The 25,877-nt window shown below is 35.4% G+C and carries 19 protein-coding genes; 13 read left to right on the top strand and 6 right to left on the bottom strand.

The features are described 5' to 3' along the window. Positions 1-40: 40 nt before the first annotated feature. Both gltX and HCN53_RS09275 read right to left on the bottom strand, forming a co-directional pair. Entirely contained in the window at positions 41-1,558 is a 1,518-nt protein-coding gene (gene gltX, locus HCN53_RS09280) for a glutamate--tRNA ligase (protein WP_167342778.1), read from the bottom strand. 70 nt (positions 1,559-1,628) lie between these two features. Then, positions 1,629-2,681, bottom strand: coding sequence for an alkane 1-monooxygenase (locus tag HCN53_RS09275; protein ID WP_167342777.1), 1,053 nt, complete (start codon positions 2,679-2,681; stop codon positions 1,629-1,631). Between the two features lie 171 nt (positions 2,682-2,852). On the opposite strand from HCN53_RS09275, the gene HCN53_RS09270 reads away from it, so the two are divergent. The 4 genes from HCN53_RS09270 to HCN53_RS09255 are packed head-to-tail and all read left to right on the top strand — an operon-like array spanning position 2,853 to position 9,509. After that, positions 2,853-6,317 carry a hypothetical protein gene (locus HCN53_RS09270; RefSeq protein WP_167342776.1) on the top strand — a complete coding sequence of 1,155 codons (3,465 nt, stop codon included), beginning with the start codon at positions 2,853-2,855 and terminating at the stop codon, positions 6,315-6,317. Continuing rightward, positions 6,310-6,729 carry an rRNA maturation RNase YbeY gene (gene ybeY, locus HCN53_RS09265; protein WP_167342775.1) on the top strand — a complete coding sequence of 140 codons (420 nt, stop codon included), beginning with the start codon at positions 6,310-6,312 and terminating at the stop codon, positions 6,727-6,729. The genes HCN53_RS09270 and ybeY overlap by 8 nt, the downstream gene beginning before the upstream one ends. A gap of 4 nt (positions 6,730-6,733) precedes the next feature. After that, complete coding sequence (gene mnmG / locus HCN53_RS09260) at positions 6,734-8,605, top strand: tRNA uridine-5-carboxymethylaminomethyl(34) synthesis enzyme MnmG (RefSeq protein WP_167342774.1); 1,872 nt, start codon at positions 6,734-6,736, stop codon at positions 8,603-8,605. A gap of 13 nt (positions 8,606-8,618) precedes the next feature. After that, positions 8,619-9,509: a class I SAM-dependent methyltransferase gene (locus tag HCN53_RS09255; protein WP_167342773.1), complete on the top strand. Its 891-nt coding sequence runs from the start codon at positions 8,619-8,621 to the stop codon at positions 9,507-9,509. A gap of 104 nt (positions 9,510-9,613) precedes the next feature. Here HCN53_RS09255 and HCN53_RS09250 read toward each other — a convergent pair whose 3' ends face one another. Together HCN53_RS09250 and HCN53_RS09245 are read right to left on the bottom strand one after the other, a co-directional pair. Beyond that, positions 9,614-9,835, bottom strand: a complete 222-nt coding sequence (locus tag HCN53_RS09250) for a hypothetical protein (RefSeq protein ID WP_167342772.1) — start codon at positions 9,833-9,835, stop codon at positions 9,614-9,616. A 249-nt stretch (positions 9,836-10,084) separates the two neighbouring features. Further along, a complete protein-coding gene (locus HCN53_RS09245; RefSeq protein WP_167342771.1) occupies positions 10,085-11,212 on the bottom strand; it encodes an ATP-binding protein in 1,128 nt (375 codons plus the stop codon). Positions 11,213-11,303: 91 nt separating this feature from the next. On the opposite strand from HCN53_RS09245, the gene HCN53_RS09240 reads away from it, so the two are divergent. Genes HCN53_RS09240 through HCN53_RS09230 form a run of 3 tightly spaced genes read left to right on the top strand, consistent with a single transcriptional unit; the run spans position 11,304 to position 15,085 of the window. Then, positions 11,304-12,485 carry a phosphoglycerate kinase gene (locus HCN53_RS09240; RefSeq protein WP_167342770.1) on the top strand — a complete coding sequence of 394 codons (1,182 nt, stop codon included), beginning with the start codon at positions 11,304-11,306 and terminating at the stop codon, positions 12,483-12,485. Positions 12,486-12,518: 33 nt separating this feature from the next. Then, positions 12,519-14,087 (top strand): LysM peptidoglycan-binding domain-containing protein, encoded by a 1,569-nt coding sequence (locus HCN53_RS09235; RefSeq protein WP_240919343.1) that lies wholly within the window; start codon positions 12,519-12,521, stop codon positions 14,085-14,087. Positions 14,088-14,104: 17 nt separating this feature from the next. After that, a complete protein-coding gene (locus HCN53_RS09230; protein WP_167342769.1) occupies positions 14,105-15,085 on the top strand; it encodes a DUF4837 family protein in 981 nt (326 codons plus the stop codon). A gap of 75 nt (positions 15,086-15,160) precedes the next feature. On the opposite strand, the gene HCN53_RS09225 is transcribed toward HCN53_RS09230, so the two are convergent. Then, positions 15,161-15,355, bottom strand: coding sequence for a twin-arginine translocase TatA/TatE family subunit (locus HCN53_RS09225; RefSeq protein WP_042276756.1), 195 nt, complete (start codon positions 15,353-15,355; stop codon positions 15,161-15,163). A 96-nt stretch (positions 15,356-15,451) separates the two neighbouring features. Then, positions 15,452-16,213 (bottom strand): XRE family transcriptional regulator, encoded by a 762-nt coding sequence (locus tag HCN53_RS09220; protein WP_167342768.1) that lies wholly within the window; start codon positions 16,211-16,213, stop codon positions 15,452-15,454. Between the two features lie 335 nt (positions 16,214-16,548). Between HCN53_RS09220 and HCN53_RS09215 the strand changes: the two genes are divergently transcribed. From HCN53_RS09215 to HCN53_RS09190, 6 genes are all read left to right on the top strand, one after another. Then, complete coding sequence (locus HCN53_RS09215; RefSeq protein ID WP_167342767.1) at positions 16,549-16,944, top strand: YbjN domain-containing protein; 396 nt, start codon at positions 16,549-16,551, stop codon at positions 16,942-16,944. Positions 16,945-16,955: 11 nt separating this feature from the next. Further along, complete coding sequence (locus HCN53_RS09210; protein WP_167342766.1) at positions 16,956-17,654, top strand: PspA/IM30 family protein; 699 nt, start codon at positions 16,956-16,958, stop codon at positions 17,652-17,654. A gap of 47 nt (positions 17,655-17,701) precedes the next feature. Continuing rightward, positions 17,702-17,911 carry a zinc ribbon domain-containing protein gene (locus tag HCN53_RS09205; RefSeq protein WP_167342765.1) on the top strand — a complete coding sequence of 70 codons (210 nt, stop codon included), beginning with the start codon at positions 17,702-17,704 and terminating at the stop codon, positions 17,909-17,911. A gap of 27 nt (positions 17,912-17,938) precedes the next feature. Next, entirely contained in the window at positions 17,939-18,646 is a 708-nt protein-coding gene (locus HCN53_RS09200; protein WP_167342764.1) for a hypothetical protein, read from the top strand. Between the two features lie 90 nt (positions 18,647-18,736). Continuing rightward, a complete protein-coding gene (locus HCN53_RS09195; RefSeq protein WP_167342763.1) occupies positions 18,737-20,806 on the top strand; it encodes a flotillin family protein in 2,070 nt (689 codons plus the stop codon). 174 nt (positions 20,807-20,980) lie between these two features. Then, the gene (locus HCN53_RS09190) at positions 20,981-25,876 is read left to right on the top strand and encodes a DNA repair ATPase (RefSeq protein WP_167342762.1); all 4,896 of its coding nucleotides are present in this window, start codon (positions 20,981-20,983) and stop codon (positions 25,874-25,876) included. The last annotated feature ends 1 nt before the right edge of the window (position 25,877 follow it).

Here is a 25,877-nt window from a genome sequence, read left to right as displayed (position 1 = left end):
AGTATCGTTTTAATCAATAATAAATATTATTTATCTTTTTTTATTCTAATATAGATATAGCAGTTTTTAGCCTAGAAATTGTTTCATTTTTACCTATCATAGAGGCTATTTCAAAAACATCTGGACCCATTAGACTACCTACTAAAGAAAGTCGCATAGGCATCATTATTTTACCAAATCCTAGTTCGTTGCTCTTCATCCATCCTTTAATTGAATCACTCAATCCAGATGCGGTATCATCATCAGTTTCTTCAATGACCTCAATTAACTGATTCATTAAATCGCTAGTAGATTCTTTCCAAGCTTTTTTAGCATTTTTCTCATCAAATTCTTTCGGCGCTTCAAAAAAGAACCCTGCAAGTTCAAATAGATCATCTAAAAACACTGCTCTTTCTTTCACTAGACCAACTACTAGATTAACGTAATCCTGTGATCCATAGTTAATATTTTTTGATTGTAACGCTTTCGCGAAAGCGGCACCTATAACAGCATCATCTTGTTCAACAAAATATTGTTGCTGGAACCATTTTGCCTTATCTGGATCAAACTTGGCGCCTGAACTATTTACTTGAGAAAGATCAAATTGTTCTATAAGTTCATCTAGTTTAAATAATTCTTGTTCGGTTCCAGGATTCCAACCCAAAAAGGCTAGCATATTTATAACCGCGCTAGGCAGGTAACCATCTTCTCGGTATCCATTGAAAGTTTCATTTTCCTTATCATCATGCCATTCTAATGGAAATACAGGAAAACCGAATTTTGCTCCATCTCGTTTACTTAACTTCCCTTTACCAGTTGGTTTAAGTATGAGAGGTAAATGAGCAAAAGATGGAATTTGCCATCCAAAGCTTTCATACAGCAATACGTGTAATGCCATACTAGGTAACCATTCTTCACCGCGTATCACATGTGTGATTTGCATGTTGTGATCATCCACAACATTGGCTAGGTGATAAGTAGGCATACCATCACTTTTAAATAAAATTTTATCGTCTAATAGACTGGTATCTATTTGGATTCCTTTACGTATCTCATCAAATAAACCAAGGTTTTTTATTTGTGGTTTAAACCTTATTACATAGTCCTCACCGTTATCTAGTCGTTGTTGTACTTCTTCTGGTGTAAGTGTAAGTGAGTTGGTAAATTGATCTCGAGTTGTGTGATTGTAGATGAAGTTCTTCTTTTGAGACTCTGCGGTAGCGCGTGCTTCATTCAATTCTTGCGCTGTGTCAAATGCATAATAAGCAGCTCCTTTTTCAATAAGTTCTAGAGCGTATTGCTTATAGGATTCTTTTCTTTCACTTTGTCTATATGGACCAAAGTTACCTTCTTTTCCTATTCCTTCATCAAATGGAATTCCACACCAGTTTAAAGCATCTATGATGTACTGTTCTGCTCCTGGAACATATCTGTTTTGATCGGTATCCTCAATCCTTAGGATAAATGTTCCTTTATGTTTTTTTGCAAATAAGTAATTGAATAATGCGGTTCTCACTCCACCTATGTGAAGTGGTCCAGTCGGGCTAGGGGCAAATCTTACTCTAACTTCTTGACTCATTTTGTATGCAGTTTTATAGGCTGCAAAGATAGTTAGTCTAAAGAGAGTAAATAGTTAGGTTTTAGGTAAATTACTGTGTGGCCAGTTTAACCATTTCATGTGGAACATGTTTATTAACTATAGAAAACCATAACGGTGGAATTGTTGCTATTACCATCATAGTAGGATATCCATAAGGCAATTGTGGACTTATATCGTGATAATCTAATACTTGATACTTTTTACTCGCTCTATAATGATGATCACTATGTCTTGTTAATTCGTATAGTAATATTCTACCTAATGCGTGATTGCTATTCCAACTATGTATCTCTCTAACAACCTCATACCTTCCTGATTTTTTTCTTACTCTTCTTAATCCATAATGTTCTAGATAATTTATTATTTCCAATAATGAAAAACCTACTATTGCAATTGCAATTGCTAGTAGGGTAGTGGACCAGGAAAATACAATACCTACAGTTACCAAATAACTCATTTGAATTAAGGTATACCATAGCATATCGTTTTTTACTGAAAAAATGGAGTAATTATTTACCTGCCTTAGTTTGTGTTGTATGCGCCATGCACTTATATATTGTTGAGTTACCGATCTCAGCCAAAATCTGTATAAATTTTCATTATATCTAGCTGTTGCAGGATCTTCGGGTGTAGCAGCTTGCAAATGATGGTGATGATTGTGCTCTATATAAAAATGCATATAAAGACTAGGTAACAGCAATATCTTACCTAGAAAGCGTTCCCAACTTTCTTGTCTATGACCTAATTCATGAGCAACATTAATCCCATTACTTCCTGCTACAATACCACAAGATAATATTAATCCAACTACCTCATAAGTAGTTAAAAAAGAATTATTGAAGGTATAAAAAGCATACACTAGCGTACCAAATACGATAGGAACATTAAGCCATAACAACAAATCAAAAAACCTATTAGCAGTTTTAGATTCTTTTTCACTGTCTGATAAATTCTTTTTTAATGATGGCATCCATAATTCCAGCAAAGGCACTATTCCAAAAACAACAATCGGTGTTACAAATAACCAATATCCTTTTAGAAATATTCCTAGCACACAGAAAACAGGAATTAGATAGGCAGCTAGGTATTTTAAGTCTTTCATTCTAGTAGGGTTGAGTTTGCCTAAAGTTATAACAAACTTTAATTTTTACAATAGGTCAATATTTGGGCACTATTTATGTATGAAATACGCTAGTAAGTCCACTTATTAAATGGATATGAACAATTTAAGGCTTATTCCTATCTTTACAAGTCTAGATGATGAAAAGGTGCTATGACTAACTTTCAAATAATACAAAAGAAATTAACTCAATTTATTAGTAAGTACTATCGTAATGAATTGATAAGAGGAGTCATTCTTTTTGCTGCTCTTAGTTTGTTGTATTTTCTATTTACTGTGGTAATCGAGCATTTTTTATGGCTTAGTACTGTAGGACGCACCATATTGTTTATTCTATTTGTAATTGTACAATCTTTTTTATTGTTCAAGTTTGTAGGTATTCCTTTAGCTCGTTTATTCAAGCTTTTTAAAGGAATTGATTTTAGGGATGCAAGTACCATTATAGGAACTCATTTCCCTGAGGTATCTGATAAACTTGTAAATGTTTTACAATTACATAAAAATGGAGGTGACGATGAATTGACGTGGGCAAGTATTAATCAAAAAAGTGAAGAACTTAAACCTATACCTTTTTCACTTGCCATTGATTATAAAAAGAACTCCAAGTATTTAAAATATTTAGCTATTCCGCTTGTTATAATTGTAGGACTTTTCTTTACTGGTAATGATGAGGTGATTACAAAAAGCGCATCACGTGTAGCCGATTTTAATAACGAATATATTCCACCTGCTCCTTATTCATTTAAATTACTTAATGATGATTTAAGTACACTACAAAATCAAGATTATAAAATTAATGTTCAAGTTGTAGGTAAGAAATTACCTGAATCTGTTTCTATAAGCTATAAGGGTCAAAATTATTTTATGAATCAAGATAAAAACGGTAATTACAGTTACGTTTTTAAAAGACCTAGTAGTGACATCGACTTTTTCTTTAATGCAAATGAGGTTGCAAGCCCTAGTTATCAACTCAAGGTAGGTGCTGTACCATCTATAGATCAATTCAATATGGTGTGCAGGTTTCCTTCACACATAGGTCGCACTTCTGAAACTATTAAGGGTACAGGTAACGCTCTTTTACCAGAAGGTACTCGCGTGCAATGGATCTTGAATACCAGTAATACTCAGGTAGTAGATTTCATTAACGGTGATGATATTTATAGTTTTAAAAAGCAGGATAATCAGTTCGCTTTCGCGAAAGCGATATCACAACCTACTTCATATGCTATTTCCACCTCTAATTCTAATACTAAAAATTACGAGACACTCAATTTTAAAATCGATGTTGTAAAGGATGAATATCCCGAATTGAAGGTGGAAGAAAAGGTCGATTCTTTAAACGACCAAATAAGATATTATAAAGGTCAGGTTGTGGATGACTACGGAATTAAAAAGATAGTATTGAACTACTATATTCAGGATGATCCTGGATCCATTAAGAAATTAGTGATAAGTAAAGATAGAGGATCCTATGAAACGTTTTTATATACCTTTCCTCAAGGTCTTGAACTACTAGAAGATAAACGTTATGAATATTATTTTGAAGCTTTTGATAATGACGTGGTAAATAACTTTAAAAGCGTTAAGTCTCAGGTCTATGGTTATCGAAAAATCACCAATATTGAACAGGAACAACGTGAATTACAAGAGCAAAAGGAATCGTTAGAAAGTATAGAGAAATCCTTGATGGATCAGGAAAAACAGCAGGATAAACTCAAGGAATTAAGTCGTGAAGCGGTTGAAAAGAAAGATCTAGATTTCAATGACCGCAAAAAACTAGAACAGGTCTTAGATAAGCAGCAGAAGCAGGAACAGTTAATGAATAGACAGTTGGATCGATTAAAAAACAATTTGGAAAAATCCATAAGAGAAGAATCAGAAGAAAAGGAGGCACTAAAAGAACGAATGGAACAAAGTGCCGATCAAATCAAGAAGAATGAAGAACTCTTAAAAAAGATCCAAGAGTACAAGGACAAGATGCCGCCTGCTGAGCTAAAGGAACAATTAGATAAAGCACAACGCAACTCAAAACAACAGCAACGTAGTCTTGAACAATTATTAGAGTTAACTAAAAGATTTTATGTCAAGGAGAAATTCAAGCAATTAGCCAAAGATTTATCTCAAATAGCCTTACAGCAGAAGAAGGCTGCAGATGTTGAATCTTCAGAACAACAACAAGATAGTTTAAATAAAGAATTCCAAGAATGGAGAAAGGAACTAGAGGAACTTGAGAAGGAAAATACTAATCTTAAACGTCCACATAAGTTAGAGTTTGATCCACCACAAGCTGATGATATCGAGCAGGATCAAAACGATGCTAAAGAAAATATTGAATCTAAAGAGTCTCAAAAGGCGTCATCCAAACAACGTAGTGCTGCAGATAAGATGAAACGACTATCTCAACAAATGGGCAATCAAATGCGCAGCATGGAAAAGGATCAAATGATGGAGGATGCGGAAACCTTAAGACAAATTCTAGATAATTTGATAGGTTATAGTCTGGAGCAGGAAGCTTTAATGGACCAAGTTTCTTTGATAAATAGAAATAGCCCAAGCTTTGGAAAAAAACTAATAATGCAAAAAAAGTTGGAATACACCTTTGAGCATGTAGATGATTCTTTGTTTGCTTTAAGTAGCCGTAATCCGAAGGTTGGTGAAGAAATAAATTCTGTTATCACCGATATTCATTATGGTATAGATACAAGTATGGAGCAATTGGCAGAGTTCAAAATAGAGCGCAGTTTAATGGCGCAACAAGAGGCGTTTTCAGGTGCCAATAAATTAAGCGCTATGTTAAGTGATGCCATGGATAATATGAATGCTTCTGGATCAAGTGGTCCTGGACAACCAAGTCCTGGTGAAGGCGGTGCTGGTTTTCAACTTCAGGACATTATACAGCAACAAGAAAGCTTAAGTAAAAAAGGTAAAGGAGATAAATCAGGAAATCAAGGTCAACAAGGACAACAAGGTCAGCAAGGTCAGCAAGGTCAATCGGGCAATTCTGGTGAAAATGCTCAAAGCGGTCAAAGCGGTCAATCTGGTAGTGGTGGTGAGCAAGGTGAAAACGGTCAGTCTGGTAAAGGTGGTGAGGACGGACAAAGTGGTGAATCTGGCGGAACAGGTGGTTCGTCAGGTAATGGATCTGGTGGTGCTTCCGGTCAATCAGGTAAAGATTCAAATACGGGCGAATCTGGTTATCGGGAGTCTGAGTCTGAAGCAGAACGCATTTATGACATATATAAAAAGCAAAAGGAGCTTAGGGATCAATTAGAAAACATGATTGAAAATAGTGGTATTAAATCCAAGGTAGAATCCATTACCGATAATATGAAAGCGGTCGAGCGTAAGCTGTTGGATCAGGGTTTTGATAGAGAGGTCGAGGATCTTATGCTACGAATTCAGCACGACTTATTAAAATTAAAGGATGCTGGATTATTACAAGGAAAACAAGAAGAACGTAAGAGTACTACAAATCGTAATAGTTTTAATAATGAGACTAATAATAAGCTTCCAGATGCCAGCAACTATTTCAATAATAAGGAGATATTAAACAGACAAGTATTACCTTTGCAGCCGCTTTTTAAGAACCGAGTTAAAGAGTATTTTAAGAATGATTAGTTTTCACTATCAGAATGATTTTGAACCTTTGAATAACGTAGTGTATAATAAATGGCTCTCAGCCGTTATCGCTTCTGAAAACAAAGCGTTAGATAAAATTGATTTTGTTTTTTGTAGCGATGATTACCTGCATGAAATGAACAAGCAATACCTGGATCATGATACTTTTACCGATATAATAACTTTCGATTATTGTGAGGAAAATAGATTATCAGGTGAAATATACATAAGCACTGATCGTGTTGCTGATAATGCTCAAGTTTTTAATGTGAACTTTGAGCAAGAATTGCACCGCGTTTTGGTTCATGGAATTCTGCATTTATGTGGTTACAAGGATAAGTCACTTCAGGAAATTGATTTAATGCGTTCAAAAGAAGAAGAAAAAATGAATATGTTTCACGTGAAACATTAATGCTATGTTAGGACAAGAATATGATGTAATAGTTGTAGGTGCTGGACACGCTGGAAGCGAGGCCGCAGCTGCCGCCGCAAATATGGGAGCAAGTACTTTACTTGTAACTATGAATCTTCAAACAATCGGGCAGATGTCTTGTAACCCTGCTATGGGTGGTATTGCAAAAGGTCAAATTGTTAGAGAAATTGATGCTTTAGGTGGTTTAAGTGGTATCGTTAGCGATAAAAGTGCTATACAGTTTAAAATGCTTAATCAATCTAAAGGACCTGCAATGTGGTCGCCGAGAACTCAGAACGATAGAATGCGTTTTGCAGAAGAATGGAGATTACAATTGGAAGCTATTCCTAATCTAGACTTTTACCAAGAAATGGTATCGGGTCTTATTATAGAAGGAGATAAAGTGGTCGGTGTTAGAACCTCTTTAGGTCTCGAGTTGCGATCAAAAAGTGTGGTATTAACTAATGGAACCTTTTTAAATGGTTTAATTCATATAGGTGAAAAACAATTTGGAGGTGGTCGTGCAGGTGAACGAGCTGCTACTGGAATAACACAGGATTTGGTTGATCTAGGTTTTGAAGCAGGTAGGATGAAAACTGGAACTCCACCTCGTGTTGATGGGCGTAGTTTGGATTACTCAAAAATGATAGTTCATCCAGGTGATGACATTACAGGTACTTTTAGTTACTCTGATAAGACTACACCTTTGACTAAACAAAGGGATTGTTATATGACTTATACAAGTCCAGAGGTTCATAATTTGTTACGTGAAGGTTTTGATCGTAGTCCTATGTTCAATGGTAGAATTCAAAGTATAGGTCCTCGTTATTGTCCATCTATTGAAGATAAAATTGATCGTTTTGCCGATAAGGACAGACATCAAATTTTTGTTGAGCCGGAAGGTTGGGATACGGTTGAGGTCTATGTAAATGGTTTCAGTACCAGTTTACCTGAAGATGTTCAGTTTAGAGCGCTGCGTTCGGTTGCAGGTTTTGAAAATGTTAAGTTCTTTAGACCAGGATATGCAATCGAGTATGATTACTTTCCACCTACTCAATTAAAACATACCTTGGAAACCAAAATCGTAAATAATCTATACTTTGCTGGTCAAATTAATGGAACCACCGGTTATGAAGAAGCTGCAAGCCAAGGATTAATGGCTGGTATTAATGCGGTTTTAAAGATTCGTGAGGAAGAGGCGTTTGTGCTTAATCGTGACGAGGCGTATATAGGTGTTTTAGTAGATGATCTGATCACAAAAGGAACTGAAGAACCTTATAGGATGTTTACTTCAAGAGCTGAATATAGAACACTATTACGCCAGGATAATGCAGATTTACGTTTAACTCCTCGTGCTTATAAACTTGGAATAGTTAAGGACGATGCAATGCGTAGGGTAGAAGAGAAGCAAGAGAAGTCTAAACAGATGATTGATTTTCTTGAAAACACTAGTTATAATTTTCAAGAAATGAACGAAATTCTGGTGGAGAAAGGTTCTGCGCCATTGAAACAAAATGGAAAGTTGTATAAAGTTTTTTCTAGACCTCAAATTGATTTGAGTGATATGTTGCGTGTTAATGAGGTTGCCAGCTTTATTGAAAAAAACGATATTGATAAGGATGTTCTTGAACAAGTGGAAGTTCACGTTAAATATGCTGGTTACATAGAGAAAGAAAAAAACAATGCAGACAAGCTTCATAGATTGGAAAATATTAGAATTCCTGAAAACTATGATTACTCTCAAATTAAATCTTTGAGTTACGAGGCTAAAGAGAAATTGACTAAAATTAAACCTGTTACTGTATCCCAGGCTTCTCGTATTTCGGGTGTATCACCTAGTGATATTTCTGTGCTGTTAGTACATATGGGAAGATAGTTTCACGTGAAACATGATAGATTTTAACTTCAATAAATCAGTTTTAAGAACTAAGGATTATTTCTTTTCTAAAGAAAAATTTGAACTTTTTAAAGATGATACCACTGGTATTTTAAAAACGGTACCTCAACCTAAAGAGTTGTCGAAATATTATGAATCTGAAGATTATTATTCTCATGGTAATAATAAAGCATCCTTTTTTTCCAAGATTTATAATATCGTTAAGAGAAGAAATATTCAAACAAAAACTCGATTAATAACCAACGTTATTAATGAGCATTTTGGCTCTTCTACAAACATTAAAGTTTGTGATGTAGGTGCAGGTTCTGGTGAATTGGTTCAATCATTAATCGATAATAACATCTATGCTTGTGGAGTTGAACCTTCTAAAAAGGCTAGAGATTTTGCGAAACAAAATTTAAGTTTAGAATTACAACCTGACACTTCAATTTATGAAGAAAATTATTTTGATGTAATTACCATGTATCATGTTCTAGAACATGTTCCCAATTTGTCACAACAGATATTAGAATTAGTAAGATTATTAAAACCGGATGGAATTTTAATTTTGGCTTTACCTAATTATCAATGTTTAGATGCTAGGGTTTTTAAGGAACATTGGGCAGCTTACGATGTTCCTCGTCACACTTTCCATTTTTCAAAACATTCTGTAGAAATATTATTTAAAAGCAAATTCCGTTTAGTAAAAACAATTCCTATGTGGTGGGATAGTTTTTACGTTTCAATATTATCTGCTAGATATAAAAAATGGCCTATACCTTTTATTTCAGGTACACTGGTAGGATTTATCTCAAATTTGTCCTGTTTAATTACAAAGCAAGCCTCTTCACATCAATTCATACTTAAAAAATTAAATAAGCACATTTTACAGAGTCTTTTTTAATTTACCTAACACTAATGTGTGCAGAAGAAATAAAGTTTCTTAAACCGCTTAATTTAAAGCCACTTTTAATAAATCCTAGTTATGATTTTTAATTTTAGCATAGTTTATGCTAATGAAACCCATAATAGGCCTAAACTAGTTACTCCAAAGTAAATGGCTATCCTAGATGCACCTTCGTAATCTCTAATGATTCTTAATCCTATCAGTAGGATAATAAATACTAATGAAGATCCTATGAAAGTATATTTTGCGAAATCTAGAGTACCAGAAGAGTAAATTTTATAAAGAGCAAATAGGGCTAAAGTAGCAATTAAGACCTCTGCCAATAATATAAAGATAGTAATTACCTTAACTAATAGTTCTCCAAAATATTTAGAGTACATATTGAGAAAGTCAAGCAAAGTTTCTTCCCATCTGTAGACTTTTTCATATGCAGAAATACAAAAAGTCACGAGTATAAAGATCAGTAGTAAAACTATTCCTGTGTTGTCCAATCAAATAATATTCTATTTGCAAGTATAAGTAATTTTAATCTTTTGAAAACAAAAGACTTAAACTATATCCTTAACAAAATATTAAGAAGGGCCGTGTAAAATACGCGTCATACCTATAGCAAGATCCGTAAGAATAACCTTTCCATTTCCATTTCTTTGAATATGATAAAGTGAAGTTTCAATTTGTTCTTGGACCGCAATCATTCTGTTTCCAGTAATAAAAGGAGCAAATTTCTTAAGGTCAAATCCAGTTTTTGGATTCAAATACACGATACGATCTGCCTTGTAATTTAAAAGCATTGCTTGTCTAAAAAATTCAACAGCATAATTTAAAAAGCGTTGTTGCTTTTCTCTATTTAAGGAGGAAATTGCAGTAGCCCAATTTATCAGTTCTGTGATAGCGCTAGGTTTGGTCTTTGCTTGGTAAGCGGTTCTTACCCATTTAATCAAAAGCTCTTCAAATTCATTGTCCTCTGAAATATTAGATGCTAATTCAAGTGCTTTAAAGAAATCACCATTTGCTTGTCTAGCAATAGCTGTAGATTCATTTTCGTTTAATGAATTCTGTAGTTGTAAGCCAGCAGTGATTACAGATACTGGCAATTTTGGAACTTCAATTACCTGACACCTGCTTATAATAGTATTAAGCATGCGATCAGTATTTTCTGCAACCAGCAGGATTACTGTATTTTTAGGAGGTTCCTCTATTAGCTTCAATAATTTATTTGCAGCTTCAGAATTCATTCTATCTGCTTGCCACATGATTAACACCTTATAACCACCTTCATAGGATTTAAGACTTAACTTTTTCATTATAAGTTCGCCTTCACCTACCTTAATCTCAACATTTTTCTTCTCAAGATCAACGTATTTTGCCCATGCACTTATATTGCCATAAGGATGTTCTTTTACAAATGATCTAAATGATTTTAAATAATCATCACTAGTTGCCTTACTACCAGTTTCTTTGGTACTTGCGCTAGGAAATGAAAAATGTAAATCTGGATGAGCTAGTTGATCCATTTGAATATGGCAACTATCAGGATTTTTTTGACATAATATGGCTCTAGCATAAAAGATAGCTAGTGGTAGGGTACCACTTCCTGATGGCCCTACAAGTAACTGTGCATGAGCAATACGCCCGTTTTCAACCGTACTTAATAAATGCTTTTTAATGTGCTCTAGTCCTAGGATAGATTCCTTCCTCATAATGCAAATATAAAGTTTAACGGCATCTATAAATTTATCTCTCAGATTATCCCTTTATATTTGTTTTTTTACAACATACTTTCCATCGAATATGACAATTAACGATATCAATTTCAAAGACAAAAAGGCTCTAGTTAGAGTAGATTTCAATGTTCCGTTAGACGACAATCTTAATGTAACCGATACCACTCGTATTGAGGCAGCAAAAGACACTATTATTCATGTGCTAGAAAATGATGGTGCTGTGATTTTAATGTCACACCTAGGACGTCCTAAAAATAAAGAGAATGAATTTTCTTTAAAACATGTTGTGGAAAAGGCTAGCGACATTTTGGGAGTCCAGGTCAAATTTGCCGCGGATTGTGTAGGACAAAGTGCTATCCAAGCTGCTCAAGACCTTCAAAGCGGCGAGGTTCTTTTATTAGAAAATTTGAGATATCATGACGAGGAGAAAGCTGGTGATTCCGCTTTCGCGAAAGCGCTATCTCAATTAGGCGATGTGTACATTAACGATGCATTTGGAACAGCACATAGAGCACATGCCAGTACAGCTATAATTGCACAGTTTTTTGAGGAGAAATGCTTTGGTTTTTTAATGAATCGTGAAATTGAAAACCTCAATAAAGTATTAGAAACCCCAGAAAGACCATTGCTAGCAATATTAGGCGGTGCCAAGGTGTCTTCAAAAATTACAGTGATAGAAAATATTTTACAAAAAGTAGATCATTTGATAATCGCTGGTGGAATGGCTTATACCTTTATAAAAGCTCAAGGAGGAAAAATTGGAAATTCATTGGTTGAGGACGATAAGCAAGAACTAGCTCTTGAAATTCTTAAAAAAGCACAAGAACACAATACACAAATTCATTTACCAGTAGATGTTTTAATGGCTGACGATTTTAGTGAAACAGCTAATAGAAAAGAGGCTGCCATTGATCAAATACCTGATGGTTGGATGGGATTAGACATAGGCGAAAAAACACAACAGCAATTCCATGATTTAATACAGCAAGCACAAACTATATTGTGGAACGGTCCTGCTGGAGTATTTGAAATGCAAGCCTTTGCTCAAGGGACCAAAGCACTAGGTGATGCTATTGCAGTAGCTACTAAAAACGGTGCATTTTCTCTTGTTGGTGGTGGTGATTCTGTTGCTGCAGTTAAACAATTTGGCTATGCCGATAAGGTGAGTTATGTATCAACAGGTGGTGGCGCTATGTTAGAATTACTAGAAGGTAAAACATTACCTGGTATCGCTGCTATAGTAGACTAGTGACTGTGGCAAGAATCTTGAATTAAAATCTATATGCGATCTAGAATATTAGGAATTTGTTTATCCATCATAGGGATGGTTATTTTACATGCACAGCAACCAGATTCGGTTGCTGTGAAAAGAAAGGTGTTTACCTATGAAGAATATAAGCAAAAACAAAGCGTAAAAGATTCCCTTAAAACAGACTCTCTTAAAGTAGAATCAACCACAGTAACCAATACTGTTATCCCTATTCTTGAAATAGAAGATGGATCTGGATTAAAGGAATATCCTGAGGTAGATGAGTTTGATGAGAATTTATTAGAAGAATTGTACAACAATGATTTGTACGATTATATGTATGATGATTTTGTAAATCTGGATGATGCAGCTATCGTTGAACAAGTAGTACCTACCGACACTCTAAAAGCAAGATTAAAACGCATTAATGCTACAACACCTTTTAACATAGAATATAATCCTATACTGGAAAAGCTTATCAATAAAAAGCTTAGTTATAGACGAGTTTATCTGGAGCGATTAATGACTTTAAGCGACTATTACTTTCCTATGTTTGAGGAGCAGCTGGATCAATATGACATACCATTGGAGATGAAGTACCTTGCAGTGGTAGAAAGTGCACTAGATGCCAAGGCAAAAAGTAGAGTAGGAGCTACTGGAATGTGGCAATTTATGTTTGCTACAGGGCGCAATTATGGACTCGAGGTAAATAGTTACGTTGATGAGCGCATGGATCCAGAAAAAGCTACCGTTGCAGCTTGTAAATTTTTACGTAGCTTGTATAATATCTATGGTGACTGGGACTTAGCTTTGGCTGCCTATAATTCTGGACCAGGTAATGTTAACAAGGCAATAAGACGTAGCGGCGGATATAGAAATTACTGGAATTTACGTCCCTATCTTCCACGTGAAACAGCTGGATATGTTCCAGCATTTCAAGCGATGTTATATCTATTTACCTATGCCAGCGAGCATGGTTTTAAACCATTACAAAATGAACACAGATCTATAGTTACAGATTCTGTTCAGGTTAAAAAGATGATTGCTCTAGAACACGTGGCACAGTTCACAGATCAAGATATTGAAGTAGTTCAATTTCACAATCCTAGCTATAAATTGGATCTCATTCCCGTGGTTGAAGGACGTAAGTATTATTTAAGATTACCCCTTAAAGCGATGTCTAAATTTGTGAGTAATGAGGATAGTGTTTACGCTTTCGCGAAAGCGGAATTTGATAAAAGAGAAAAACCATTACCTGAATTACTAAAGGCAGAAAGTCGTGTGGTTTATCGAGTCAAAAGTGGTGATTATCTAGGTAAAATTGCCAATAAGTATGGTGTGAGCGTGAGTAAATTGAAAAGATGGAATAATTTAAGATCTTCTAAATTACGAATAGGACAAAAATTATATATCCATCCTAGACGACCAGTTGCTACTATACCGGTCTCTCAGAACAATACCTCGACTACTCATAAAGTGAAAAGTGGAGATAGTTTCTGGACAATTGCTAGAAAATATGGTACTTCGGTACGCAATTTGAAGAAGCTTAATCCAGATAAAACCGAGAACTTAAAACCAGGTATGGTCCTTAAGTTGAAATAATCAAAAACCTACTCCCGATGAAAAAATTTATATTCACTATATGTACCGCATTATTACTACTGTCTTGTGACGATCAACCTGTTACTGTTCAAGATAGTATGGGCCAACTCAATAAAATAATGGTTGTTATTGAAAATGAAGATTGGGATGGACAAGTAGGTGATACAATACGCAATGTGCTGGCACAATCTGTCGTAGGTATTGTAAGAGATGAACCTCTATTTACTTTGAATCACGTAAAACCTAGGAGTTTTAAAGGCGCTATTCAAAAATCACGTAATTTTTTACAGATCAAGAAATCCGATAGTGTAAAAGTAAGTGTTAAGGAAAACCCGTATGCAAATCCTCAATTGGGAATTATTGTAAGTGGTCCAAATCCTGATGCTGTGGCACAAACTGTTTACGATAATCAAAATGATATCATTAAACTATTTACTAAAAGTGAGGTTAGCTACAAAAAAGGTTTAATGGATAAGGTAGCGCTTAATGTAGACCGAATTAAAAAGCGTTTTGGTATTGATCTTACTGTGCCTAGAGCTTATAGATATGCAGCGGTAAATGACCCTGATTTTGTATGGTTGCGTCGTAATATTCCAGAAGGCACGATGGACCTTATGATTTACGAGGTAGACCGATCATTAATCACTCGTGATTCAAATACTGTATCACAAATTATAAAGGTTCGTGACAGTATAGGCGGTTTAAAAATTCCAGTGGATGAAGGTGGTGTTTTTCAAACGGAACCTATATTCACTCCGTCGTTATTTGAAAGCGAGGTGGCTGGTGCTTTTGCCTTTGAAACTAGAGGTACTTGGGAAGTGAAAAATATGTTTATGGCAGGACCGTTCATAAACTACGCAGTGTATAATAAAGAACGTGACAACTGGCTTATTTTAGAAGGTTATGTGAGCGCACCAAATGCAGATAAGCGCAATTACCTTTTTGAGATAGAAGCTATTTTAAGGAGTGCTAGTTTTGTAGCCGCTCCTAGCGAATAGGCACTAATGGTAAAGATTAAAAAAACCGCTTAGAAACTTTCTAAGCGGTTTTTTTATTTTATAAGAAGGATAGAACTAGCTGTTAAGGCTGTTATTGTTATCTTCTTTTTTTTCATCATCTTTTGTAGCGTCTTTAAACTCCTTAATTCCACCACCTAGACCTCTCATTAATTCAGGTATTTTTTTACCACCAAAAATTAATAAAACAACCAGCGCAATTAAAACGAACTGCCATGGTCCAAACATTCCTAAGAAAATACTAGCTAACATTGCTTTTAATTTTAAAATACAAAGATACAATTCTACGTGGTTATAGACACTTTTATACTGTTATAGTTTAAAGATTAAGTGTTAAACCCTTCTCATTTAAAGAGAATCATGATTTTTAATGGCTTTTAATTGAGCTTCAATTAAGGCAAGTTTATCCTCAAAACTATCGGTTAATTCAGGCACACGTCTAAAAAATACATAACGCACTCGCCACAATTGTTTAATTTCTTTCAAAGTGACTTTAATATCATCAATATTTTTATGATCTGCTCTTAAAACTATTCCGTTTTCAGTTGTGTATAGTCTACGTAAGATAATGTGATCATTGATCAAGGCAAAAACAACAGTGCCGTTATTTAGTTTCTGGATCACCTTGTTGGGCACTAATTCACCAATTACAATATCCTTTGGATAAAATCCCTTATCATGACTGGTCATTTCTAGATTGTTTACAGTAAAGCCTCTAAATGTTTTTTCAGTATTTATAGGAAGAGATAAACTAGGCATGTCTTTTACAAAAAACTCATTATCAAAATGAGCTATGTAATCCTGATAGTTTTTTGCGGTAATACAAGGTACAGTGGCAAAGTGTTCCTTTTCTAGATCTTCTGGATCTAGAGTAATATTGTCATTGAATCTTAATAATTGATTCACTGTTAATTCTGCGGTAAGTAAATCATCAATAGAAATGCTAAAATAATTAGCAACCTTAATTATTGTTTCAATTTTCGGTTCGCTTCTACCTTCTTCATAGGCACCTAAAGTGCCTCTTTTTAAGTCAAATAGGTCTGCAAATGCCTGTTGACTTAAGCTCTTGACACCTCTAATTTTTTTGATGTTTTTACCGAAAAATGACATAAATTGCTAATTTTAATTGCAAGATTAAATTTTTATTGTATCTTTACGCTATCAAAATTAGCAATTACCAATCAATTAAGCTAATATTTTGAGTAAAAATTGCTATGAAAGGAATTATTAAGGGTCTAACCAGCCCAGTTCCTTTCTTTAAAAAATTGTTTAACCAAAAACTATAACCATGATTAACCTAGTAGTATTTGTAATCGAACTGGCCGCTAGAATTTTTCTAGCATGACAAGGTCTTTTTTTGTAATATTATCGTAATTCAAAACAGTGTTTTTTTATGCGGTAATTAAAAGAAGAATTACTTTAAATTAAAATAGACCAAGAGAAAAATGAACGACCATTACCAAAAAATCAAAGAATACCTTCAACAACTAGATTTTGATATTACTCGAGAGAATCCATCTTCTGGAATTCTTGTAATTGAAAAAGAAGATATAGGTATCAAAAATCTTATCATGGGTATTGCTCCACCTATTCTTATAATGGAGCAATACATTTTTAAAATAAATAACCATAGAGATGAGGTTTTTAAAAGTTTACTACAAAAAAATCGCGATATTATTCATGGTGCTTTTGTGCTAGACGAGACTGGTACCAAGGTGATTTTTAGAGACACCTTGCAAATTGAAAATTTAGACCTGAATGAGTTAGAAGGATCGCTTAACTCACTCAGCTTACTGTTAAGTGAATACAGCGACCAGATAATTACTTTTTCAAAGTATTAAAAAACATTGTTATGAATATTTTTAGAAGACTATTTAAAATAGGTGAAGCACACGCAAATAAAGCCGTTGATAATTTAGAGAATCCTATTACCATGACCGAACAAGGGATCAGGGATATGAAAGAAGATCTTAATAAAAGTGTCGAAGCTATGGCACAAGTTAAGGCATTGGCAATAAGATCAAAAAATGATTTAAATGCCTATCAAGAAAAGGCTAAAGACTATGAGCAAAAAGCGGTTTTAATCCTTAAAAAAGCTCAAAAAGGAGACATCTCTACAGATGAAGCAGATCGATTGGCCAAAGAAGCCCTACTTAAAAAGGAAGAGACTCAAGCAAAAATCAATCAAACTCAGGAGGAAACTGAAAAGTATGAGAAAAATGTTGAAAAGCTTAAATCTTCTATCGACACGATTAAGGGTAACATCACAAAATGGGAAAATGAACTCAAAACTCTTAAAGCAAGAGTAAAAGTAAGTGACGCCACAAAAAATGTGAACAAGCAAATGGCCGAGCTTGATAGTGCTGGTACAGTAAGTATGCTAGAACGCATGAAAGAAAAAGTCGCTCAAGAAGAGGCACTAGCTGAAGCTTATGGTGAAATGGCAGATCAAGGTAAAAGTATCGATCAAGAACTTGATGAGGTAGCTAGCTCTACCGATGCGCAAATCGATGATGAATTAGAGCGTCTTAAAAAGCAGCTTAATTCTTAAAATGAATGAGTGGCTATATCCTTAGTCACTTCAATCAGAATTCCATTATGAAAAATTTGAATTATAGCTGTGTAAAGTGCGGTCATCATCAATATGAAACAGGTGAAATGCGCGCTACAGGTGGTACCTTGTCCAAAATCTTTGACGTTCAAAATAAAAAATTCAGTTATGTAGCGTGTAAACGCTGCAAGTATACCGAGTTTTATAAAGTCAGTACAGGAGCATTAAGTAACATCTTTGATTTTCTAACTAATTAAAAATTGTAACCAACAAAAACCAATAACTTGAATAATTTCCTAGATCTCATATTTTCCGATGTAAACAGCATCCTTACGGTTTTAATTATACTACTAGCTATCTATTGGATTCTTACTGCAATAAGCGGTGTCGACTTTGATTTAGATGTAGATATTGACATAGATGTGGATGCTGATATGGATCTAGATATTGATACTGTAGATCCAGGAAATATCGAGTTTGGTGATGTTGCAAGTTCCGAGGTGCAAAAGGAACACGTCGTTAACAAAGGAACCAGACGTCTTAAATGGTGGCAAATTGTTTTGATTTATTTCAATTTTGTAGGATTGCCATTTATGTTCACTTTCACCTCATGGATATTTGTATGGTGGATATGTACCCTACTAGCAACAGATTTTACAGGTACTGAAAATAATACGATTGGTTTCTTATTTATGCTAGCCTTACTTATTCCTAGCTTATTCCTTAATAAATTATTTACTACACCATTTAAAAGCTTCTTTGCAAAACTTAATAAAAATGGTGACGTACCAGTAGATTTTTTGGGACGTACTGCAACTTTACTTAGTAGTATTTCAGGTGAAAAATTAGGTAATGCTGAGGTGGTCGTAGATGGAAACCCAATGAGTATCTATGTGAAATCTTTAGATGGTTCGCTATTAAGCTTTCGCGAAAGCGTACTCATAATCAAGCAATCCCAGGATAAAAATTACTATTACGTGAGTAAAGAATAACAAACGTATCAAAAGTGATAGTTACACTTAGGTACTCTTTAATAAACCTTCAATAACAATTAATTTAACTAACTAAAAATTTAAAAACGCATGAATACAGGAGCCATAGCAATTGCAGTAGTGGTAGGCATAGTAGCCATTATTGTAATTTATTTTTTAATCATAGCCCTTTTTTACAAAAAGGTACATCAAGGTGAGGCGCTAGTGCGCACCGGTTTCGGTGGTACCAAAGTAGCAACAGACAAAGGTCTTTTTGTTGTCCCAGTATTTCACCGTGTAGAGGTCATGGACATTTCGGTAAAGAAAATCCAGATCGAGCGTATGAATGTAGAAGGACTTATTTGTAAAGACAACCTACGTGCCGATATTAAGGTAGCATTCTTTGTACGTGTAAACAATGAAGTGGACTACATTAAAAAAGTAGCTCAAACCATAGGTGTTCAACGTGCATCGCGCATTGAAACCTTAGAAGATCTTTTTGAAGCAAAATTTTCTGAAGCCCTTAAAACAGTCGGTAAAAAGTTTGATTTTATCCAGCTATATGAAGCTCGTAGAGAATTTCGCGATGAGATTGTAGACATTATCGGTACAGATTTAAATGGGTATACACTAGAAGATTGTGCTATTGATTATCTAGAACAAACCGCTGTCAGCCATTTAAAGCCAGACAATATTTTAGACGCAGAAGGGATTAAGAAAATTACCGACTTAACGGCTGTGCAAAACATCAAGGCTAACCTCATCAAACGTGATGAAGAAAAAACCATCCGTAAGCAAGATGTAGAAGCTCGTGAAGCAATTCTTGAGTTGGATAAGCAATTAGCTGAAAAAGAAGAGCAACAAAAGCGTGAGATAGCAAATATCAAATCTCGTGAAGAAGCAGAAACATTAAAAGTAGCAGAAGAAGAACGTCTGAAATCAGAAACAGCTCGCATTGCTACGGAAGAGAAAGTAAAAGTTGCCGAAGAAAACATGCAACGCCAGATCATCGTTGCAGAGAAGAACAAGCAACGTACCGATGCTGTAGAGGCAGAACGTGTAGAAAAAGATCGCTTACTTGAGGCTACAGAGCGTGAAAGAGTTGTGACGCTAGCCCAAATCGAAAAAGAAAAAGTAGTTGAGGTAGAGAAAAAGAACATTCAGGATGTAATACGCGACCGCGTTATGCTTGAAAAAGGAGTGGTAGAAGAGCAGGAAAACATGAAAGACATTGAAGCTTTCAAAACTGCAGATCGTATCAAGCAGGTAACCATCACTAATGCCGAGGCTGCCGCTCAAGAAGATCTCATTAAAACCATAAAAGCTGCCGAAGCTCAAAAAGAAGCCGCAAAACAAAAAGCCGAAGAAATCAATATCGAGGCACAAGCTCATAAAGAAGCTAGTGAGAAAGAAGCACAAGCACGTAAAATACTTGCCGAAGCTCAAGCTAAAGAAGAAGCAACAGTAGGTCTTTCTGAAGCACAAGTAATGCATGCCAAAGCTGATGCGAGTGAGCGACAAGGTATTGTTGACGCAGTAGTAATTGAGAAAAAAGCTCTTGCCGAAGCAGCTGGAATCCAGGCCAAGGCTGAAGCAAAACGTAAAGACGGTCTTGCCGAAGCTGAAGTGATTAAAGAAAAAGCCCTTGCTGATGCTGCTGGAATAGAAGAAAAAGCAGAAGCTATGAAGAAACTAGATGGTGTAGGTAAAGAACACGAAGAGTTCAAACTACGACTAGATAAAGAACTTCAAGTAGACCTAGCTCAAATCAATATTCAAAAAGATATTGCCGATGCTCAAGCTAAAGTAATAGGTGATGCCCTTAAGGCTGCAAACATTGATATAGTAGGTGGTGAAACCATGTTCTTTGACCAAATCATTGGACAGATTACAAAGGCTAAAGGTTACGACCGTTTAGTAAGTCATTCCGAAACAGTAACTGAAGTTAAGGATGCAATTCTAGGTAGTGATGATGTAAAAGGAAATCTACTAGATAAGGTTAAAGAGTTTACAGATAAATACAACATCAGTTCAGAGGATATTAAGAACCTCACCATCGCAAACTTGTTGAGCAACTTACAAGGCAAGTCAAACGATGGCGACGAAAAAACCATGCTAGGTAACCTTATGAACCTAGCAAAAGGGATGGGATTGTCTAATAAGAAGTTAGGGAATATTTAAAAGTTGTGATAGGGCGCTCCGCTGCTCGCAAGAGCAGCGGCAGGCTATCCACTATATCTTTTGAGAAACTCATAGGTTATAATACCTATGAGTTTCTCAAAAGGATGTCGTTACTATCCTTAGCGCAGTTTTTCACTCTCTATTCATTTTTACCATTCTACAGACTTAACATTCATGGCGACTACACCAAAAAATACCACACAACTAGACTCAGGAACCTACGAGATTATTCAAAGTAGGCTGCAAAAACAAAAATCCGATTTGCAGCAACGTTTGTCTCGACTTAATGAAGCTCGTAAAAAAGTTTTTGGATCACTAGAAACCAGACTTATAGCAAACGACCGCATTAATACAGAAAATAACTGTATTGCGCAGGACATCATTGCATTAGGTAACACTTGTATTTTTGGATATAATGTCCATTTTGGGTTGCGTACTCAAATTCAGTTGAGTGATGTATTTAGTATTTACACTTTTGAAAAGGTAGATGGAGAGGTGAGTTTTCGCGCAAGCGAGAAAGGTCTGCAGCTTTTAGATGATGCTGTTTTTAAGACTGATTTTGAAAATCTATACAAGTATTATAGAAATACCGTGTTTACAAAGTTTGCCATCATGGGTAACTACCTGCACATGGTTTTTCAGCTCAGTGATTCGGTAACAGATATTAAAACCTTTAAATGGCTCATTAATGGTGAACATTTAGAATATGTGGATAACCGTAGCGAGCATGAATACAAATTTCCATCACAATACGGTTTTCAATGGGTACAAGCAGGTCGCGATGATCAACGTTATGGCGAGCATGCTCATGTATCTATAAAAGACAAGGTTTTTGTTGAAACTATAGGCGGTGATTTAACCATTAAAGTAGAAGATAACACTAGCGATGGTTTAGGGATTTATAACGAGCCAGTAGAACATCGTGATCAAACACTAGATGATGGACAATACAGATTTGCCGACCTAGGAAACCTCATTATTCTTGAAATAAAACCCTTTCAAGAACAACCTAGATATTTTGTTTACAATCATAAAATACAATCAGTAGAGAAAATTGATAGTATTTCACAAGCTGCGGTGTTACTACCCGATGATCAAGGGATTATTTTCCCTAGTGGTTATTACTTACAAACAGGTGAGTATAATGTATTCCCAGGCGATGTAGGAAGCCTTAAATTTCAGCAACGAGTGGCGTCACCTAATGGTGAAGACCACTTATATATTTTCTATAATCAGGAGAAAGGTATTTATGTTTTAATGGCCTATAATGTCATAGAGCAACAAGTACAAACTCCTATTATTTGTAATGGGTTTACATTGTTAGAAGGTGGTGAGCTTGCTTATTTTAGAACCGAGGATGAGCAAACAAAACATCATATGATGCAAATATGGCAAACTCCCTTTTTAAAAGGCGACGTGCTACCATCTGAACATCAAGACACCTTACTCTTTAAAATAGGCAACAAAGACATTGTAAAGGCAATGGCCGAGTCGAATGAGCTCATCACTCTTCTCAATAAAGAGGATAGCTATGAAGGTCTTTATGACGATATCGCACGGGCATCAAAAGATGTTATTGACGCCTATTATTGGTTAAATGAGAAGGAAACCCAGCAGCTTTCCATACCGCTTAAAGAAATTAACAAAGCAGCCAATGCTGCTGTTGACGAATTTGAAAAGGTTAAACAATTGCGCAAGCAAGCTGCCAAGGAAACCCAGTCAATCAGTAAAAAATCTGAAGAGCTTTTTAATAAAATTAAAAGTACTTCTTTTAAAAGTATTCAGGACTTTGTACACCTGCTTACACAACTTAGAACCTTAAGAGGTGAAGTCATAAGCCTCAATGAAATAAGGTATACCGACGATGCTTTTATAGAAGAAAAGGAACAGCAAATTGTAGAACAAAATGAACTAATCTCACGTAGAGCGGTTACTTTTTTACTGCAGGATACAGCATTGTCACCCTACCACCAAGCGGTTGAAGAAAAACAGGAGCAGCTAGTAAAAGTAGACAAGGTTATTGATATTAAACAGCTGGAAAAAGAGGTAAATCAAATTGCCGAAGATCTAGAACTGCTCATTGACATTGTTTCTAATTTAAAAATAGAAGACACTTCACATTCTACTAAAATCATTGAAAATATTTCATTGATATTCGCTACTATAAACCAACTTAAGGCTGCTCTTAAAAACAAAATAAAAGCAGTAGGTAAGAAGGAAGCTCAGGCAGACTTTGCTGCTCAACTTAAGTTAGTAGATCAAAGTATTATCAACTACCTTGATATTGCCGATACTCCAGAGAAATGTGATGATTTCCTAACGAAAATTTCAATCACTCTTGAGGAATTAGAAGGGAAATTTGCCGACTTTGATGAGTACATCACCACTATCATTGAAAAACGTGAAGAAGTTTATGCGGCTTTTGACTCACGTAAAAACAGTCTGGTTGAAGCTCGTAATAAAAAGGCAATTTCATTACAAAATGCCGCAAATCGAATCATTAAAGGAGCTCAAAAACGAGCACAATCACTAGCCAGTACGGTTGAAATTAATGGATACTTTGCTAGTGATTTAATGATCAATAAAGTTCGTGACATCATTAAACAGTTACAAGAACTAGATGATGCTGGTAAAGCAGAATCACTAGAAACTGCATTAAAATCGTCAAGAGAAGATGCCTTGAGAAAACTCAAGGACAAGCAGGAGCTTTATGAAGATGGTGAGAACATCATTAAACTAGGTCAACATAAATTTGGTGTAAACAAACAACAGTTAGACCTTACCATAGTTTATAAAAATGATTCACTGTATTACCACCTTACAGGAACAGATTTTTACCAAAAATTAAATAACGAAATTCTAGAGCAATCTCGTTCACTATGGGATCAAGAACTAGTTTCAGAAAACCACGATGTTTATAGATCCAGCTACCTAGCTTATACCATATTTCAATCACAAGATACAGAGCAACTTGCGCAGTCTAGTGAAGCCGATTTGTTACAACAAGTTCAACAAATTGCGAGTCAAAATTATGCAGGTGGTTATGTAAAAGGAGTACACGACCATGATGCCGCAGCCATTTTAAATGTCTTGGTTCAAAAGCATCATGATCTTGAGTTGTTAAGATTTACGCCCAATGTAAGAGCTCATGCTCAACTTTTCTGGCAGCAGCTAGATCAGGAAATTAAAAATAAATACAACCAGATTATTAAACGTGCTGGTCACGTATTGCAAGTATTTCCTAATAGTGACAACCACATTTTTGTTATAGATCAACTCATAATTGAAATTACAAATAGCAATCAAACGGCTATAAAAATTATCGAGAAGCAAAGTGATTTTAACGAGCACATAAAGCAAATGGCTACCTATTTATTTTATGAACTCAAGGACAATGATCATTTTGTGGTGAGTCAAAATGCTATAGATCTACAAAATTCATTTGAAAAAGCACTGCAATCTCAAAATGCCTACACGCAATTCAATAGAGCGCTAGATGAGTGTGATACTCAAAAGGATAAAGTTGACACGGTGCGTCATTGGGTTTCCGCTTTCGCGAAAGCGGAACAACCACAATCCTTACAATACCACATTGAAGAATGTGTGGCACACATGCTCTTTGGGTCAAGCGCTGAGGTGGTAAACAGCATAAATGCTACCCAAATCATAACTGATCTCAAAGGCACGCATAGTACTATTACCGATGGAGATTTTGAGTTTAATTACCACAGATTTGTAGCGTTATTAGATGATTATGTAAAGTATAAAGTACCAGCTTATGAGATGTTTAAAAAAACAAAGCATCAAGTAACCGAGGACCTAAAAAGCCAACTAAGACTAGAAGAATTTAAACCAAGAGTACTTAGCAGTTTTGTGCGTAATAAATTGATCAATCAGGTTTATTTTCCATTAATAGGAGACAATTTATCCAAACAATTAGGGACAGTAGGTGATTCAAAACGTACTGATCGCATGGGAATGCTGCTACTTATATCGCCGCCAGGATACGGTAAAACTACACTTATGGAATATGTGGCAAACCGATTGGGATTAATTTTCATGAAAATTAATGGACCAGCCATAGGTCATGAAGTAACAAATGTGGATCCAGAAGCGGCAACCAATGCGGCAACCAGAGAAGAACTTAAAAAGCTTAACCTAGCTTTTGAAATGGGTGATAATGTGATGTTGTACCTAGACGATATCCAGCATTGTAATCCAGAATTCCTGCAAAAATTCATAAGCCTGGCTGATGGTACAAGAAAAATAGAAGGTGTGTTTAACGGCAAACCCAAAACCTATGACTTAAGTAGTAAAAAGTTTTGTGTGATTATGGCTGGTAACCCATATACGGAGAGTGGTGACAAATTCCAAATACCAGACATGCTCGCAAACCGTGCAGATATCTATAACCTAGGTGATATCATAGGAGATACGGCTCATTTGTTTGAATTATCATTGATTGAGAATGCGCTTACTAGTAATCCAGTACTACAACAATTAAGCAACAAACATTTTGATGATGTTTATGCTTTATTAGATAGAGTAGAGAATGGTGCGGCAGATAATGAACTTAAAGGCAATCACAGCAGTCAAGAATTAGCCGATTATGAAGCTGTTTTGGAAAAGGTGGTTCGTATAAGAGATACGGTTCTCAAAGTAAATGAAACCTACATTTCTAGTGCTGCTATGGACGATGCTTACCGCACAGAACCTAGTTTTAAACTACAAGGTTCTTATAGAGACATGAATAAACTAGTGGCCAAAATTGTTCCTATCATGGATGATAAAGAACTTACCACATTGTTGCTGTCACATTATGAAAGTGAATCCCAAACACTCACTACTGCCGCCGAGGCCAATTTGTTGAAGTATAAAGAACTTACAAGTACTCTTTCTAGTGAAGAGCAGGATCGATGGAATAGCATTAAGGAAACCTTTTTAAAGAACAATAAACTTAAGGGACTAGGGAATGACCAATCCATGGCTCAAATCCTATTTCAAATGATGGAATTCACCGATAATTTAGAAGGGATTAAAGAGGTGCTGAGGAATGGTTTGAATAAGTAAT

This window comes from Nonlabens sp. SY33080 (assembly GCF_011784885.1).
Classification (GTDB): Bacteria; Bacteroidota; Bacteroidia; order Flavobacteriales; family Flavobacteriaceae; genus Nonlabens; species Nonlabens tegetincola.
The sequence above is the reverse complement of the archived record's forward strand: the minus strand, read 5'-3'. Positions and strand labels throughout refer to the sequence as shown.

Bases quoted from the DNA above. Each gene is read 5' to 3' on its own strand.
- HCN53_RS09240 (WP_167342770.1), top strand. From the start codon at position 11,304: ATGACAATTAACGATATCAATTTCAAAGACAAAAAGGCTCTAGTTAGA.
- HCN53_RS09255 (WP_167342773.1), top strand. From the start codon at position 8,619: ATGATAGATTTTAACTTCAATAAATCAGTTTTAAGAACTAAGGATTAT.
- gltX (WP_167342778.1), bottom strand. From the start codon at position 1,558: ATGAGTCAAGAAGTTAGAGTAAGATTTGCCCCTAGCCCGACTGGACCA.
- HCN53_RS09245 (WP_167342771.1), bottom strand. From the start codon at position 11,212: ATGAGGAAGGAATCTATCCTAGGACTAGAGCACATTAAAAAGCATTTA.
- ybeY (WP_167342775.1), top strand. From the start codon at position 6,310: ATGATTAGTTTTCACTATCAGAATGATTTTGAACCTTTGAATAACGTA.
- HCN53_RS09235 (WP_240919343.1), top strand. From the start codon at position 12,519: ATGCGATCTAGAATATTAGGAATTTGTTTATCCATCATAGGGATGGTT.
- HCN53_RS09210 (WP_167342766.1), top strand. From the start codon at position 16,956: ATGAATATTTTTAGAAGACTATTTAAAATAGGTGAAGCACACGCAAAT.
- mnmG (WP_167342774.1), top strand. From the start codon at position 6,734: ATGTTAGGACAAGAATATGATGTAATAGTTGTAGGTGCTGGACACGCT.
- HCN53_RS09225 (WP_042276756.1), bottom strand. From the start codon at position 15,355: ATGTTAGCTAGTATTTTCTTAGGAATGTTTGGACCATGGCAGTTCGTT.
- HCN53_RS09220 (WP_167342768.1), bottom strand. From the start codon at position 16,213: ATGTCATTTTTCGGTAAAAACATCAAAAAAATTAGAGGTGTCAAGAGC.
- HCN53_RS09230 (WP_167342769.1), top strand. From the start codon at position 14,105: ATGAAAAAATTTATATTCACTATATGTACCGCATTATTACTACTGTCT.
- HCN53_RS09215 (WP_167342767.1), top strand. From the start codon at position 16,549: ATGAACGACCATTACCAAAAAATCAAAGAATACCTTCAACAACTAGAT.
- HCN53_RS09195 (WP_167342763.1), top strand. From the start codon at position 18,737: ATGAATACAGGAGCCATAGCAATTGCAGTAGTGGTAGGCATAGTAGCC.
- HCN53_RS09270 (WP_167342776.1), top strand. From the start codon at position 2,853: ATGACTAACTTTCAAATAATACAAAAGAAATTAACTCAATTTATTAGT.
- HCN53_RS09190 (WP_167342762.1), top strand. From the start codon at position 20,981: ATGGCGACTACACCAAAAAATACCACACAACTAGACTCAGGAACCTAC.
- HCN53_RS09205 (WP_167342765.1), top strand. From the start codon at position 17,702: ATGAAAAATTTGAATTATAGCTGTGTAAAGTGCGGTCATCATCAATAT.
- HCN53_RS09275 (WP_167342777.1), bottom strand. From the start codon at position 2,681: ATGAAAGACTTAAAATACCTAGCTGCCTATCTAATTCCTGTTTTCTGT.